This is a genomic window from Oceanimonas aquatica (genome assembly GCF_030732065.1).
In the GTDB taxonomy this organism is placed as follows: Bacteria; Pseudomonadota; Gammaproteobacteria; order Enterobacterales; family Aeromonadaceae; genus Oceanimonas.
Window position 1 is genome coordinate 100,137 of sequence record NZ_JAVBHX010000007.1, and the last position, 13,814, is coordinate 113,950.

A 13,814-nucleotide genomic window follows, 5' to 3' on the forward strand; every position below is an offset into this window, starting at 1 on the left:
ACTTGACCGGCGAACTGATGATTTGTTGACCAGCCTTGCCGGCACCACTTGAGGTACAATCGGCCCACAGCTTTGAATGAACCTTCATCCACGGAGCAAACTTATGGCACAGCATTTCGACTATATCGCCATTGGCGGCGGCAGCGGCGGCATCGCCTCCGCCAACCGGGCGGCCATGTACGGCAAGAAAGTAGCCCTGATCGAGGCCAAGGATCTGGGCGGTACCTGCGTCAATGTGGGCTGCGTGCCCAAGAAGGTGATGTGGCACGGCGCCCAGGTGGCCGAGGCCATCAAGCTCTACGCCGCCGACTACGGCTTTGACGTGGAGCTCAAGGGCCACGACTGGAACACCCTGGTGGAAAGCCGCCAGGCCTATATCGGCCGCATTCACCAGTCCTACGACCGGGTGCTGGGCAACAACAAGGTCACGGTGATCAAGGGCTTTGCCCGCTTCAAGGATGCCCACACCGTGGAAGTGAACGGCGAGGAAATTACCGCCGACCACATTCTCATCGCCACCGGCGGCGAGCCCATTATTCCGCGCATTCCCGGTGCCGAGCACGGCATCGACTCCAACGGCTTCTTTGAGCTGACCGAGCAACCGAAGCGGGTAGCGGTGGTTGGCGCCGGCTACATTGCCGTGGAGCTGGCCGGGGTGCTGCACGGCCTGGGTTCCGAGACCCACCTGCTGGTACGCAAGCATGCGCCATTGCGCAACTTCGACCCCCTGCTCACCGACACCCTGGTGGAAGTGATGGCCGCCGAGGGCCCCACCCTGCACACCCACTCCATTCCCCAGAGTGTGGAAAAACATGCCGACGGCAGCCTGACCCTCCACCTGGAGAACGGCGAGTCACTCACCGTGGACTGCCTGATCTGGGCCATCGGCCGCAGCCCGATGACTCAACAACTCAACCTTGAGGCCGCCGGCGTCGAGCTGGATCACAAGGGCTACATCAAGGTCGACGAGTACCAGAACACCTCGGCCGAAGGCGTGTACGCCGTGGGCGACAACATCGGCTATGTGGAGCTGACCCCGGTGGCGGTGAAGGCCGGCCGCCAGCTGTCGGAGCGGCTGTTCAACAACAAGCCCGACGCCAAAATGGACTACGAGCTGGTGCCCACCGTGGTGTTCAGCCACCCGCCCATCGGCACCATGGGCCTGACCGAGCCCGAGGCCCGGGAGCGCTATGGCGATGACAACGTCAAGGTGTACACCTCGTCATTTACCGCCATGTACACCGCCGTCACTCAGCACCGCCAGCCCTGCAAAATGAAGCTGGTATGCGCCGGAGAAAACGAAAAGGTGGTGGGCATTCACGGCATCGGCTTTGGCATGGACGAGATCCTGCAAGGCTTTGCGGTGGCGGTGAAAATGGGCGCCACCAAGGCCGACTTCGACGCCTGCGTGGCCATACATCCCACCGCGGCGGAAGAATTCGTCACCATGCGTTAATTGGTTGATATATAAACAAAAAGGCCGGGCATGCCCCCGGCCTTTTTTGATCCTGTCCGCCACCTGCCTTCCTCCCCTGACCTATACTTCAACCAGGCTCAGTCTCTGTCGAGGAGGATCACATTATGCCGGCCCAACGATTGCAGCAATATCTGGATCAACAGGGAGTCAAATATCGGGTCATCAGCCACTCACCGGCGTTTACCGCTCAGGAGGTGGCAGAAGCGGCCCATATACCGGGTAGGATGATGGCCAAGGTAGTGATCATGACGCTGGATGGCCAAATGGCCATGGTGGCCGTGCCCGCTCCCAAAATCATCCATCCTCGCAACCTGGCCCGGTCCCTGTCGGTGCAGCAAGCCACCTTGTTGCATGAAAACGACTTTCGGGAGCAGTTTCCCGACTGTGAAGCAGGTGCCCTGCCTCCCTTTGGCAACCTGTATGAAATGCCGGTGTATATCGACAGCGAACTCGCCCGGCAACAAGAAATCGTCTTCAGTGCCGGCAGTTACCGCGAGCTGTTCAGCCTGCCCATGAAAGATTATCTGAGACTGGTCCAGCCTCAGGAAATTACCCACTAGTCAGGACCTGCGCCGGCACCTGCCTGTGAGCTGTGCGCGGTACCGGATATCTGTTTATATGATGCAAGGGGCTTCGGCCCCTTTTGCGTGGCAATAAAAAAGAATGATCGTTCCGCTTATGCAAATGCTGCAGTGGCACCGAAAAAACACTGGATAAATACCCGTTTTTTACCTCCTTAAGCCTGGCTTAAGTTTCGCCCTTTAGGCTTGCTGATAATGTCCACAGGAGGCCATTATGAGTCAGCCCCTCAACCCACCCTACCAGTTGCGGCCCGCCGTCGACGCGCAAGAACAGCGCCGGTTGCAGGACTTTATTCAGGCCGCCTACCAGCGCGCCTTTGATGCCCGCATTCCCCATTTTCTGCCGCTGCTAGCCGGCCTGTACCGGGCCGACGGCGAGCTGGTGGCCGCCTGCGGATTGCAGCTTGCAGGCCCCCGGCCGCTCTATCTGGAGCAGTACCTGGACCAGCCCATAGAAGGACTGCTGACCGAGCAGCGGGGCCGCCCGGTATCCCGCGCCAGCCTGGTGGAAATAGGTAACCTGGCCACCAGCGCCCCCGGCAACGGCCGGCTCATGTTTGCCGCCGTGTGCCAACAGCTATACCGGCAAGGGCAGCACTGGGTGGTGTTCACCGCCACGCAGACCCTGCTCAACAGCTTTCACCGCCTGCATCTGTCGCCGCTGGAGCTGGCTCACGCCGACCCGGCCAGGGTGGGCGGCGATGCGGCCCACTGGGGCCGTTATTACCAGCACCAGCCTCGCGTGATGGCCGGTGAGCTGGCCGAGGGCCACCGCATTCTGGCCGGTAACAGCCTGCTGCTGTCACTGCTGGCACCGGGACCGGTGCTGTTTTCACCTTCCCGGGAGGCGCGCCTGTGACCGATCTTTTTCGCCGCATGGCCGAACACGCACAACGCAAGGGTGACGCCATCGCCCTGCAGAACACCAGCAGTGCCATTTGCTACCGGGAGCTGCTGCCGCGCATCCGCGCCCTGGCCGCCGAGCTGGTGCGGGCTGGCACTCAGCGGCTGGCGCTGCAGCTGGACAACGACATCGACTGGGCCCTGTGCGATCTGGCCTGTGCCCATGCCGGCCTGGTGGTGATACCGGTGCCCGGTTTTTTCAGCGCCGAACAACGCCAGTGGCTGCTCGACGGCAGCGGCGCCGACACCCTGATAGGCCCACCGGCCCACGGCTGGCAGCCGCTGGAGCTGGCGCCCGGCCTTAGCGGCTGGCGCCGCAAGGTGGCCGCCCCGGTGGCCCTGCCCACGGACACCGCCAAAATCACCTATACCTCGGGCACCACCGGCCGGCCCAAGGGCGTGTGCCTGAGCCAGGCCCAGCAAATGGTGACGGTGCGCGCCCTGGCCGAACGACTGGCGAAGGTGCAGGTGGAACGCCACCTGACCCTGTTGCCGCTGAGCACCCTGCTGGAAAACCTGGCCGGGCTCTACCTGCCATTATGGCTGGGGGCCACCGCCACCCTGCCTGGTCTCGCCGAGGTGGGCTTTACCGGCTCCAGCCGGCTCGACGCCAACCGGCTCGCCACCGCCCTGGCTCACTGGCAACCCCACAGCCTGGTGCTGGTGCCCGAGTTGCTGCGCCTGCTGACCGGCCTGTGCCTGCAACAACCGGAGCTGGCCAGGCCGTTGCGGCTGGTGGCGGTAGGCGGTGCCAGAGTGGCTCCGGGCCTGCTGCACCGGGCGCAAGCGGCGGGCATTCCCGCCGTGGAAGGCTATGGCCTGTCGGAATGCGGCTCCGTGGTGGCACTGAACTGCCCCGAGCACTCTCGCCCCGAATACCATCGTCCCGGCAGCGTGGGCCGGCCGCTCGATCACCTTGCCGTGCGCATTGATGAACAGGGTGAAATTCATGTGCGCGGCGGCGCCATGCTCGGCTACCTGGGCGAGCCGGCGGCGCCGGCAGAGATCGCCACCGGCGATCTGGGCCGGCTCGATGACGACGGTTTTCTTCATATCACCGGGCGCCGCAAAAACGTGCAGATCACCGCCTTTGGCCGCAATTTCTCGCCCGAGTGGGTGGAGGCCGAGGCCCAGAGGTGCCCGGCCATCGCTCACCTGGTGATCATCGGCGACGGCCTGCCCGCCAACCTGGCGCTGGTGCAGCCGCTGCCGGGCCAGGAACACGCCCTGCCCGGCCAGATTGCCGCCCTCAACGCCCAATTGCCCGATTACGCCCGCATTCATCACTGGCTGGTGCCCAGCCCCGGCCTGGCCGAGGCCGGCCTGCTCACCGCCAACGGCCGGCCCCGCCGCGATGCCATTCGCCGGGCCTATGCCGATCACATTCAACACCTCACCGGAGTATGCCCATGAGCTTTTACCACCGCCTGCAACAGGACACCGCCGCCGAACGGGAATACCTGCTGAGTGCCCCCATCATTGCCGCCTGTCAGCGCGGTGAGATCTCGCTGGCGCAGTACATCGCCTTTCTCACTCAGGCCTACCACCATGTGCGCCATACGGTGCCGCTGCTGATGGCCGCCGGTACCCGCCTGCCCGACAGCCATGAATGGGTGCGCGGCGCCCTGGCCGAATACATCGACGAGGAATACGGCCATCAGGAGTGGATTCTGAACGACATTCGCGCCTGTGGCGGTGATGCCGAGGCGGTCCGCCACGGCCAGCCGGGCCGGAACATCGAGCTGATGGTGGCCTTTCTCTACCACCAGATCGATCGCCACAACCCCATGGCGCTATTTGGCATGGTGCAGGTACTGGAAGGCACCAGCGTGGCCATCGCCCTGACCGTGGCCGAGCAACTGCAACAGGGGTTGCGGCTGCCCGAGCAGGCCATGAGCTATCTGAGCTCCCATGGTGCCCTGGATCAGCAGCATCTGCGCTTTTTTGAAGGACTGATGGACAAGGTCGCCGAACCGGCAGATCAGAGCGCCATTTTGCACGCGGCCAAAGTGGTGTATCGCCTGTACGGCGACATGCTGCGCGGCCTGGAGGGCAATGATGGAGCTGAATAACAAAACCGTGCTGCTCACCGGCGCCAGCGGCGGCATCGGCGCGGCCCTGGCGCACCGGCTGGCACTGGCCGGCGCCCATCTGCTGCTGCAGGGCCGGGACCGCCAACGGCTAAACCGGCTGCTGGCCGAGCTGCCGCACATCAAGCGCCATCGCGTGCTGGTGGCGGATCTGCTCAACCCCGACGACCGCCGGGCGCTGGTGCAACAGGTACGGCAGCAGGGCGGCCTGGATGTGCTGATCAACAACGCCGGCACCAGCCAGTTTGCCTGGCTGAGTGACCAGGCCCCGACCGCCGTGGCCGAGCAGCTGACCCTCAACCTGACGGTACCTGTGCTGCTGACCCGCGAGCTGCTCTCGGTGCTGCATCGTCCGGGCCTGATCATGAACATGGGCTCGGCCTTTGGCGCCATTGGCTACCCGGGCTACAGCGTGTACTGCGCCGGCAAGGCCGGGTTACGCGGCTTCAGCGAGGCCCTGGGCCGGGAGCTGGCCGGCAGTGGTCTGGCGGTGCTGTATTTCGCCCCCCGGGCCACCCGCACCGAGTTCAACAGCCCGGCCACGGTGGCGCTGAATGCCGCCCTCGGCAACCACACTGACAGCCCGGAATGGGTCGCCGAGCAGGCGTTCATCGCCCTGCAACGCCGGCAAAAACGCCGCTGGCTGGGCTGGCCCGAGTGCCTGCTGGTTCGCCTTAATGCCCTGTTCCCCGGCCTGCTGGACCGCGCCCTGGCCCGCCAGCAGGCCACCATTGCCCGTTTTGCCGGGCATTCCCATGACAAGGAGATGCCGTCATGAACAAAGCCATGCTGCTGATTGCCCTGTTCACCCTGCCCCTGGCCCACGCCGCAAACCGGCTGGAGTCCATTCAGACCCAGTGGGCCGAATGCCAGTACCGGGTGGCCGACTCGGAACGCGAAGACTGCCTGAAAACCCTCAGCATCAAGGCGGATCTGGCAAGTGGAGCCAATCCCGACCGCACCGATCTGCTGATCTGGTCGGCCATCGTCAAGAGCACCTGGGCCGGCGCCAGGGGCGGACTGGGAGCGCTGCCGCTGGTGAAGGACGCCCGCAGCCGGCTGGAAAAGGCGCTGACCATGGACGACCGTGCCCTCGACGGCTCCGCCTACACCAGCCTGGGCTCGCTCTACTACCAGGTGCCGGGCTGGCCGGTGGGCTTTGGCGACGACGACAAGGCCGAGCAACTGCTGCGCCGGGCGCTGACCATCAACCCAGACGGCATCGATTCCAACTTCTTCTACGGTGACTTTATGCTGGATCAGGGCCACAGGGCCGAGGCCCGCCGCTACCTGGAAAAGGCACTGCAGGCGCCGGCCCGACCGGGCCGTGAACTGGCGGACGCCGGCCGGCGCAAAGAGATTGAAGCGCGGCTCGGCAGGCTTTAACTTGGAGTGATTGCCAAACAAGGAAGCGGGTACATGCGAATTTTGCTGGTGGAAGACGACCTGATGCTGGGTGACGGCCTGGTGGATGCCCTGCGCGCTGCCGGTTACACGGTGGACTGGCTGACCAGCGGGCTGCCGGCGCTGGAGGCCTTGCGCAGCGAGGAGTTCGCCGCCCTGGTGCTGGATCTGAATCTGCCCGACATCGACGGCCAGCAGTTGCTGCAGCGGCTGCGCCGGGCCGGCCACGGCCTGCCGGTGCTGATACTGACCGCCCGCGACGCTCTCGACGACCGGGTGCGCGGGCTGGATGGCGGCGCCGACGACTACCTGGTCAAGCCGTTTGCATTGCAGGAGCTGAACGCCCGGCTGCGCGCCCTCACCCGCCGCCGCCAGGGCCAGGCCCATACCGTGGTGCGTCACGGCGAGCTGGAACTGTTCCCCGATGCCCGTGAAGCCCAGTGGCACGGCGAGCCGGTGCGGCTCACGCCCCACGAATACAAGCTGCTGCAGGAGCTGGTGCTCGGCGCCGGCCGGGTGTTCAGCAAGGAGCAACTGGAGCAGCGCCTCTATGGCTGGGAGCCGGGCGCCGCCAGCAACGCCGTGGAGGTACACATTCATCACCTACGCAAAAAGATAGATTCAGGGCTTATCCGCACCATTCGCGGCGTCGGCTATATCGTTGAGCGGGCCGGCAACTGATGCGCTCCATTCGCCGCTTTTTGCTCGCCGGGGTGCTGCTGGTGGTTACCACCGTGCTCGCCGCCGGCACCCTGGTGGGCTACCTGGACGCCAGCCACGAGCTGGAAGAGCTGTTCGATGCCCGTCTGGCCCAGTCGGCGCGCATTACCCAGCGGCTGCTGAACGACTATCTGCAACAGGGCGACCCCCTGCCTGCCGGCGGCGCCGTTTACGCCGACTGGCACGGCAACCTGCCCGCCGGGAAGCCTGGGCCCGAAAACGACGAAGCCACGCCCCTTGGCCACGAATACGAGGGCAAGCTCTATTTTCAGCTGTTTGACGACGACGGCCGCTTGCTGCTGCGCTCACCGGACGCGCCGCCGAGCCAGCTGGTGGCGCTGCAACCCGGCTTTGCCGGCGGCCGTGACCAAGACCACGACTGGCGCACCTTTACCCTGCAGGACGCCCGAACGTCACGCTGGCTGGTGGTGGCGGAGCGCGATGACGTGCGTGGCGAGCTGGCCAGCAAGCTGGCGCTGCGTGGTCTGCTGCCTCCACTGGTGGCGCTGCCCTTGCTGCTGCTGTTGCTGTGGTGGCTGGTGCGTCGGGGCTTGCGCCCGCTGCGCCGGCTGACGCAGGACATCAGCCGCCGCCATCCCGCCAATCTGAGCCCCTTGCCCGGTTCTGAAGTGGAAGAGCTGAGCCCCCTGACCCGGGAGCTGAACCGGCTGATGCGGGCTCTGGCCGAAGCCCTGGAGCGGGAGCAACAGTTCACCAACGAGGCCGCCCACGAGCTGAAAACGCCGCTGGCGGTGCTGCGTATTCATGTGGAAAACGCCCTGCACGCCAGCGATGCCGCTCATCGGGAGCAGTCTTTGCACAAGGCCCTGCTGGCGCTGACCCGCAGCGACCGCCTGGTGCAGCAGCTGCTGACCCAGGCCCGGCTGGACAACCAGCAGGACATTGAACGCACCCCCCTGCGCCTCGAGCGGCTGCTGCGCGACATCGTGGCCGGACTGGCGCCACTGGCACTGGAAAAGGGCCAGACCCTGAGTCTCAACGCCGATGTCGAGGCCCCCTTTAACGGTCAGCCGGTGCTGCTCGGCCTGCTGTTTGGCAACCTGCTCGACAACGCCATTCGCTATACCCCGGTGAGCGGCACCATTGAGGTTACCCTGGGCTGCGACGACCATGACTATCTGGTCTGCATTCGCGACAACGGCCCCGGCATTGCCCCCGAGCAACTGCCCCGGTTGTGGGAACGCTTTTACCGGGGCAATCCGCAACAAGGGGACGGCGCCGGACTGGGGCTGGCCATCGTGCGCCGGGCTGCCGGCCTGCACCGGGCCGAGGTGCGGCTGCACAATACGCCCGAAGGCGGGCTGGAGGCCCGGGTGCGGCTGCCTCGCCGCTAAATTGAGCGGCCTGCGCGATTGGGATACACTGGCGGTTATTCTTTTTCAGGGCCAGTGTCGCATGTCAAAATCCCAGGACAGTATTCGCACCATCAAGAAATACCCCAACCGCCGCCTGTATGACAGCCACACCAGCAGCCATGTGACCCTGGCCGACATTCGCCGGCTGGTGCAGGAAGAAGAGCCCTTTCAGGTGGTGGACGCCAAGACCGGCGAAGACATTACCCGCAGCATTTTGCTGCAGATCATTCAGGAAGCCGAAAGCGGCGGCGATCCCATTTTCTCCAGCGATATGCTGAAGAACATCATTCGTTTCTACGGCCCCTTTCAGGGGGTGCTGGGCAGCTACCTGGACGAAAGCATTCAATCCATGATCGAGGTGCAGACCCAGGCCGGCATGCAGTCCACCAAGGCCTGGAGCGACTTCATGCAGGGCCAGGTGCCCATGATGCAGGACATGATGCGCCAGTACGTGGAGCAGTCCCGCCAGCTCTACCTCAACACCCAGAACATGTTCGGCCTGTTCGGCGGCCTGGGCGGCAGCCCGGAGCAGAACGACAAGGACAAAAAAGACGGCGAGGAATAATCTCCCGCCGTCTTCAGGCTTGCATGGAGCGCAGGCTGCCAGCCTGCATCAGCACCCAAAGGGCGCTTTATTATTGCCGCTCAGCGGCAAGTTGCGGGCAAGCTGCCCGCGCTCCATAAACCAGCTCAGTGCTGATGACCGCCTTCGCCGTGGGCGTGACCGTGCTCCAGCTCTTCTGCGGTGGCGGCACGCACCGACACCACGTCCAGATCAAAGGTCAGGGTACGACCGGCCAGCAGGTGGTTGAGATCCACATCCGCCATAAAACGACCCACCTTCACCACCACCACCTGGCGCGGACCGTTCTCGGTGTGCACCATGGCCACCATGCCCGGCTCCCAGCGCTTGGCGCCCTGCAGGTGACGAATGGACACCCGCTGGGTCAGGGATTCGTCGCGTTCGCCATAGGCCTCGGCCGGCGCCAGGGTCACACTGAAGCTGTCGCCTTCGTTCTTGCCGTCCAGCGCCTTTTCCAGCCCTTCCAGCATGTTGTCGTGACCGTGCAGGTAGGCCAGCGGGGCCTTACCCTCGTTGGTGTCCATCACCTCACCCTGCTCGTCCTTCAGGGTGTAGTTGAACTGCACCACGGTATCGTTTGTGATTTGCATTGGTTGTCCTGTTAATCGTGACTAAAAACGCACACATCATACCAGATGCGCTCTACAGGCTCACAAACACAAAAAGACGGCAGGGTTTCCCCTGCCGCCCAAACGAGATGACAGCTCTGTTATTGGTATAAGTCTCAGTTTGCCTTGGCGGCACCGCGGCCGTTGCTCTTGGCAGCCGGGTTGTTGGCGGCAGCGGCGGCCACGGCACTGATGCCCTTTTCGGTGGCTTCGGCGACCTGACGGGCGGCCTTTTCGGACTGCTCGGTGGCCTGCTTGATCACCTTGTCGGCGATATCGGCGGCGTCCTTGGCGGCCTTCTGGGCGCCTTCACGGGCTTCGTTGGCCTGGCTGACCGCCTGCTTGAGGGCGCTCACGGCGGGCTCGGAGCCGGCCGGGGCGTGAGAAGCAAACTGCTCCACCCACTCGTCCACCTGCTTGCTGCCGGCGGCCCACTGTTGCTCGCCGTAGTTACCGAGCTGCTGCTGAGCGTCGGCCAGCAGGGCGAACAGATCGCGGTTAAAGCCGAGCTGGCGCTCCAGCAGGGCGCTGGGACCGAACGCGGCATGGTTCAGTTCGGCCAGGGCCTTGGGGTCACGCACGGCCAGCAGCTTGCCGGTGTAGTCGAACTGGGCGGCACTGAGGTCGGTCAGTGCCTTCAGTTGCAGCTGGCCCAGCTTTTCCGCACCGGCCAGCAGGCTGGTGCCGAGGCCCTGAACCAGGGCGAGGTTGTCCTGTTGCGCTTTTTGCAGTTTTGCAATATCAAACCATGACATAGTTGGCGTCTCCTGATGAATAAGTTGGCCATTGGCCCGGCACGCCAGCAAACCCATTACCACTTGTCCGGATTTGGCGCGCAGGGTCATTATTGCACTGCACAAAAAACTTTTTCAAGGACTTTTTTGTGCGGTGCAAAACCAGCACTTCATCATCATGACCGTTATCTTTACTGAGCTGAGGGTCTTACCTTATTACCCAATGAGTCCACTTCCCTTCAGTAGCATTGCGCCGCAATATCACCACAGGCTTGCTCCCGCCAGAATGAATACAATATGACAACAAAGTTGTACTATACTTGCCGCACTGCGAACGTTTGCGGCGCCTTTGTGCGGCCATGCAACCGGTACCGGATCGACTCGTGGTTAAAGAAGGAAAGCCATTCCAAAAAAGAAGGCAAAATTTCATAAGTTACCGGCGCTGTTGTAACCAGCGGCTATATGTCATTAAAAACAATATCTTGCATCTTCACTGCCGCCGCAGTGCCCCCATGCCGTCCCAAATGGCATTTCCACATTATAAAAATCATTTCCAAAACTTGTTGATCGTCACATTTTTTTTCGTATCATCAGAGTATGGGTTGCGTAGATGTTAAGTGTCCTCACCAGACGTGTCTGCGCGCCGCTGTCATTTCGACAAACAACAACACGGTGCCGAGAGCACCTCAGATGAATGGATACACATCATGGCTAAAATGAAAGCAATCGAAGCGGCCGCCAAAATCCTGGAGCTGGAAGGTGTCAATAAAGCCTTTGGCGTTCCCGGTGCCGCCATCAACCCCTTCTACTCCGCACTGAAGGGTCTCGGCTCCATCGACCACGTACTGGCCCGCCACGTTGAAGGCGCGTCTCACATGGCCGAAGGCTATACCCGTGCCAACCCGGGTAACATCGGTGTATGTATCGGTACTTCCGGCCCTGCCGGCACCGACATGATCACCGGTCTGTACTCCGCTTCTGCCGATTCCATTCCGATCCTGTGCATCACCGGTCAGGCGCCGCGTGCCCGTATGCACAAGGAAGACTTCCAGGCCGTGGACATTGAGTCCATCGCCAAGCCGGTTGCCAAGTGGGCCACCACCGTACTGGAGCCAGGTCAGGTTCCCGGTGTATTCCAGCAGGCTTTCCACATCATGCGCTCCGGCCGTCCCGGCCCCGTGCTGATCGACCTGCCGTTCGACGTGCAGATGGCCGAGATCGAGTTCGATCCCGAAGCCTACCAGCCGATGACTCCCTACAAGCCGGCCGCCACCCGCATTCAGGTTGAAAAAGCCCTGACCATGCTGAACGACGCCGACAAGCCGCTGCTGGTTTCCGGTGGTGGTGTTATCAACGCCGACGCCGCTGCCCTGCTGACCGAATTCGCCGAAGTGCTGAACGTACCGGTAATCCCGACCCTGATGGGCTGGGGCACCATTCCGGACGACCACGGCCTGATGGCTGGTATGTGTGGTCTGCAAACCTCTCACCGCTACGGTAACGCCAACCTGCTGGCTTCCGACTTCGTACTGGGTGTAGGTAACCGTTGGGCCAACCGCCACACCGGTTCCGTAGAGGTTTACACCAAGGGCCGCAAGTTCGTTCACGTTGACATCGAACCCACTCAGATCGGTCGTGTATTCGGTCCGGACCTGGGCATCGTATCCGACGCCAAAGCCGCTCTGGAACTGTTCGTTGAAGTGGCCAAAGAGTGGAAAGCCGCCGGTAAACTGAAAGACCGCAGCGCCTGGGTTGCCGAGTGTCAGGAGCGCAAGCGCACCCTGCAGCGCAAGACTCACTTCGACAACACTCCGGTGAAGCCGCAGCGTGTATACGAAGAAATGAACAAGGCTTTCGGCCGCGACACCACCTATGTGTCCACCATCGGTCTGTCCCAGATCGCCGCCGCCCAGTTCCTGCACGTGTACAAAGAGCGTAACTGGATCAACTGTGGTCAGGCCGGTCCCCTGGGCTGGACCATTCCGGCCGCTCTGGGCGTATGTGCCGCCGAACCGGGTCGCCAGGTTGTTGCCCTGTCCGGTGACTACGACTTCCAGTTCATGATCGAAGAACTGGCCGTAGGTGCCCAGTTCAAACTGCCCTACATCCACGTGCTGGTGAACAACTCCTACCTGGGTCTGATCCGTCAGTCTCAGCGCGGCTTCGACATGGACTACTGCGTACAGCTGTCCTTCGAAAACATCAACGCGCCAGAGCTGGGCGAGTACGGTGTTGACCACAAAGCCGTGGTTGAAGGTCTGGGCTGTAAGGCCATCCGCGTATTCAAGCCGGAAGACATCGCTCCTGCCTTCGAAGAAGCCAAGAAGCTGATGGCCGAGCACTCCGTACCGGTAGTGGTTGAAGTCATCCTCGAGCGCGTGACCAACATCTCCATGGGTGTTGAAATCGACGCCGTCAACGAGTTCGAAGAGCTGGCTGAAAAGGGTGAAGACGCCCCCACCGCCATCTCTCTGCTGGACTGATTGATGACAGCGATGGGGCCCGACGGGCCCCATCCTGACTTTGCCCCCAACTGAACAAAGGACATCGCAATGCCGAAATTAGCTGCCAACCTGTCGATGCTGTTTACCGAAGTCGACTTCCTGGATCGTTTCGACGCCGCCGCCAAGGCCGGTTTCAAGGGTGTTGAATACCTGTTTCCCTATGATTTCGCCGCTGAAGAAATCAAGGCCAAGCTCGATGCCAACGGCCTGACCCAGGTACTGTTCAACCTGCCCGCCGGTGACTGGAACGGTGGCGAGCGCGGTATCGCCTGTCACCCGGATCGGGTTGAAGAATTCAAGGCCGGCGTCGACAAGGCCATTGCCTACGCCAAGGTACTGGGCAACACCCAGGTAAACTGCCTGGCCGGCATTCAGCCTGCCGGTGTGGCATACGAAGAAGCGGAAGCGACCTTCGTGGCCAACCTGAAGTACGCCGCCGAGAAACTGAAGGACGCCGGCATCAAGCTGATCGCCGAGGCCATCAACACTCGCGATATTCCCGGCTTCTTCCTGAACAACACTCAGCAGGCGCTGGATATCATCGAGAAAGTGGGTTCCGACAACCTGGCTTTCCAGTATGACATCTACCACATGCAGATCATGGAAGGGGACATCATCCCGACCATCGAGAAGAACCTGGGCATCATCAACCACATTCAGCTGGCTGATAACCCCGGTCGTCACGAGCCGGGCACCGGCGAGCTGAACTACCACAACATCTTCGCCTTCCTGGACAAGATCGGCTACGACGGCTGGATCGGTGCCGAATACAAGCCGGCCACCACCACCGAAGCCGGCCTGGGCTGGCTGAAGACCCACGGTGTGGTCTGAGGT

General features: G+C 62.6%; 14 protein-coding genes. 12 read left to right on the plus strand and 2 right to left on the minus strand.

What is annotated here, in order from left to right:
• Positions 1-103 precede the first annotated feature (103 nt).
• The 10 genes from gorA (at position 104) to phaR (ending at position 9,116) form a co-directional block, all read left to right on the plus strand.
• Positions 104-1,456, plus strand: a complete 1,353-nt coding sequence (gorA, locus tag Q9290_RS11370; protein WP_306079768.1) for a glutathione-disulfide reductase — start codon at positions 104-106, stop codon at positions 1,454-1,456.
• 125 nt (positions 1,457-1,581) lie between these two features.
• A complete protein-coding gene (locus tag Q9290_RS11375) occupies positions 1,582-2,037 on the plus strand; it encodes an aminoacyl-tRNA deacylase (protein ID WP_306079769.1) in 456 nt (151 codons plus the stop codon).
• Positions 2,038-2,272: 235 nt separating this feature from the next.
• Positions 2,273-2,917, plus strand: a complete 645-nt coding sequence (locus tag Q9290_RS11380; protein ID WP_306079770.1) for a thermostable hemolysin — start codon at positions 2,273-2,275, stop codon at positions 2,915-2,917.
• Between the two features lie 17 nt (positions 2,918-2,934).
• Complete coding sequence (locus Q9290_RS11385; protein WP_306079887.1) at positions 2,935-4,374, plus strand: AMP-binding protein; 1,440 nt, start codon at positions 2,935-2,937, stop codon at positions 4,372-4,374.
• Entirely contained in the window at positions 4,371-5,033 is a 663-nt protein-coding gene (locus tag Q9290_RS11390) for a TenA family transcriptional regulator (RefSeq protein WP_306079771.1), read from the plus strand. The genes Q9290_RS11385 and Q9290_RS11390 overlap by 4 nt, the downstream gene beginning before the upstream one ends.
• Positions 5,020-5,829 carry an SDR family oxidoreductase gene (locus Q9290_RS11395; protein ID WP_306079772.1) on the plus strand — a complete coding sequence of 270 codons (810 nt, stop codon included), beginning with the start codon at positions 5,020-5,022 and terminating at the stop codon, positions 5,827-5,829. The genes Q9290_RS11390 and Q9290_RS11395 overlap by 14 nt, the downstream gene beginning before the upstream one ends.
• Positions 5,826-6,437, plus strand: coding sequence for a tetratricopeptide repeat protein (locus Q9290_RS11400; protein WP_371930920.1), 612 nt, complete (start codon positions 5,826-5,828; stop codon positions 6,435-6,437). The genes Q9290_RS11395 and Q9290_RS11400 overlap by 4 nt, the downstream gene beginning before the upstream one ends.
• A gap of 33 nt (positions 6,438-6,470) precedes the next feature.
• Positions 6,471-7,136 (plus strand): response regulator, encoded by a 666-nt coding sequence (locus Q9290_RS11405; protein ID WP_306079773.1) that lies wholly within the window; start codon positions 6,471-6,473, stop codon positions 7,134-7,136.
• The gene (locus tag Q9290_RS11410; RefSeq protein ID WP_306079774.1) at positions 7,136-8,530 is read left to right on the plus strand and encodes an ATP-binding protein; all 1,395 of its coding nucleotides are present in this window, start codon (positions 7,136-7,138) and stop codon (positions 8,528-8,530) included. Before Q9290_RS11405 ends, Q9290_RS11410 begins: the two co-directional genes overlap by 1 nt.
• Before the next feature lie 61 nt (positions 8,531-8,591).
• On the plus strand, positions 8,592-9,116 hold the full coding sequence (gene phaR, locus Q9290_RS11415; RefSeq protein WP_306079775.1) for a polyhydroxyalkanoate synthesis repressor PhaR: 525 nt from the start codon (positions 8,592-8,594) through the stop codon (positions 9,114-9,116).
• A 125-nt stretch (positions 9,117-9,241) separates the two neighbouring features.
• On the opposite strand, the gene Q9290_RS11420 is transcribed toward phaR, so the two are convergent.
• Positions 9,242-9,724, minus strand: coding sequence for an FKBP-type peptidyl-prolyl cis-trans isomerase (locus tag Q9290_RS11420; protein WP_306079776.1), 483 nt, complete (start codon positions 9,722-9,724; stop codon positions 9,242-9,244).
• Between the two features lie 134 nt (positions 9,725-9,858).
• Entirely contained in the window at positions 9,859-10,497 is a 639-nt protein-coding gene (locus Q9290_RS11425; RefSeq protein WP_306079777.1) for a phasin family protein, read from the minus strand.
• A 686-nt stretch (positions 10,498-11,183) separates the two neighbouring features.
• Between Q9290_RS11425 and gcl the strand changes: the two genes are divergently transcribed.
• Both gcl and hyi read left to right on the plus strand, forming a co-directional pair.
• The gene (gene gcl / locus Q9290_RS11430; protein ID WP_306079778.1) at positions 11,184-12,959 is read left to right on the plus strand and encodes a glyoxylate carboligase; all 1,776 of its coding nucleotides are present in this window, start codon (positions 11,184-11,186) and stop codon (positions 12,957-12,959) included.
• Between the two features lie 69 nt (positions 12,960-13,028).
• Positions 13,029-13,811, plus strand: a complete 783-nt coding sequence (gene hyi, locus Q9290_RS11435) for a hydroxypyruvate isomerase (protein WP_306079779.1) — start codon at positions 13,029-13,031, stop codon at positions 13,809-13,811.
• Positions 13,812-13,814 lie beyond the last annotated feature (3 nt).

Coding starts and splice junctions, on each gene's coding strand:
- gorA (WP_306079768.1), top strand. CDS start 104: ATGGCACAGCATTTCGACTATATCGCCATTGGCGGCGGCAGCGGCGGC.
- Q9290_RS11375 (WP_306079769.1), top strand. CDS start 1,582: ATGCCGGCCCAACGATTGCAGCAATATCTGGATCAACAGGGAGTCAAA.
- Q9290_RS11380 (WP_306079770.1), top strand. CDS start 2,273: ATGAGTCAGCCCCTCAACCCACCCTACCAGTTGCGGCCCGCCGTCGAC.
- Q9290_RS11385 (WP_306079887.1), top strand. CDS start 2,935: ATGGCCGAACACGCACAACGCAAGGGTGACGCCATCGCCCTGCAGAAC.
- Q9290_RS11390 (WP_306079771.1), top strand. CDS start 4,371: ATGAGCTTTTACCACCGCCTGCAACAGGACACCGCCGCCGAACGGGAA.
- Q9290_RS11395 (WP_306079772.1), top strand. CDS start 5,020: ATGGAGCTGAATAACAAAACCGTGCTGCTCACCGGCGCCAGCGGCGGC.
- Q9290_RS11400 (WP_371930920.1), top strand. CDS start 5,826: ATGAACAAAGCCATGCTGCTGATTGCCCTGTTCACCCTGCCCCTGGCC.
- Q9290_RS11405 (WP_306079773.1), top strand. CDS start 6,471: ATGCGAATTTTGCTGGTGGAAGACGACCTGATGCTGGGTGACGGCCTG.
- Q9290_RS11410 (WP_306079774.1), top strand. CDS start 7,136: ATGCGCTCCATTCGCCGCTTTTTGCTCGCCGGGGTGCTGCTGGTGGTT.
- phaR (WP_306079775.1), top strand. CDS start 8,592: ATGTCAAAATCCCAGGACAGTATTCGCACCATCAAGAAATACCCCAAC.
- Q9290_RS11420 (WP_306079776.1), bottom strand. CDS start 9,724: ATGCAAATCACAAACGATACCGTGGTGCAGTTCAACTACACCCTGAAG.
- Q9290_RS11425 (WP_306079777.1), bottom strand. CDS start 10,497: ATGTCATGGTTTGATATTGCAAAACTGCAAAAAGCGCAACAGGACAAC.
- gcl (WP_306079778.1), top strand. CDS start 11,184: ATGGCTAAAATGAAAGCAATCGAAGCGGCCGCCAAAATCCTGGAGCTG.
- hyi (WP_306079779.1), top strand. CDS start 13,029: ATGCCGAAATTAGCTGCCAACCTGTCGATGCTGTTTACCGAAGTCGAC.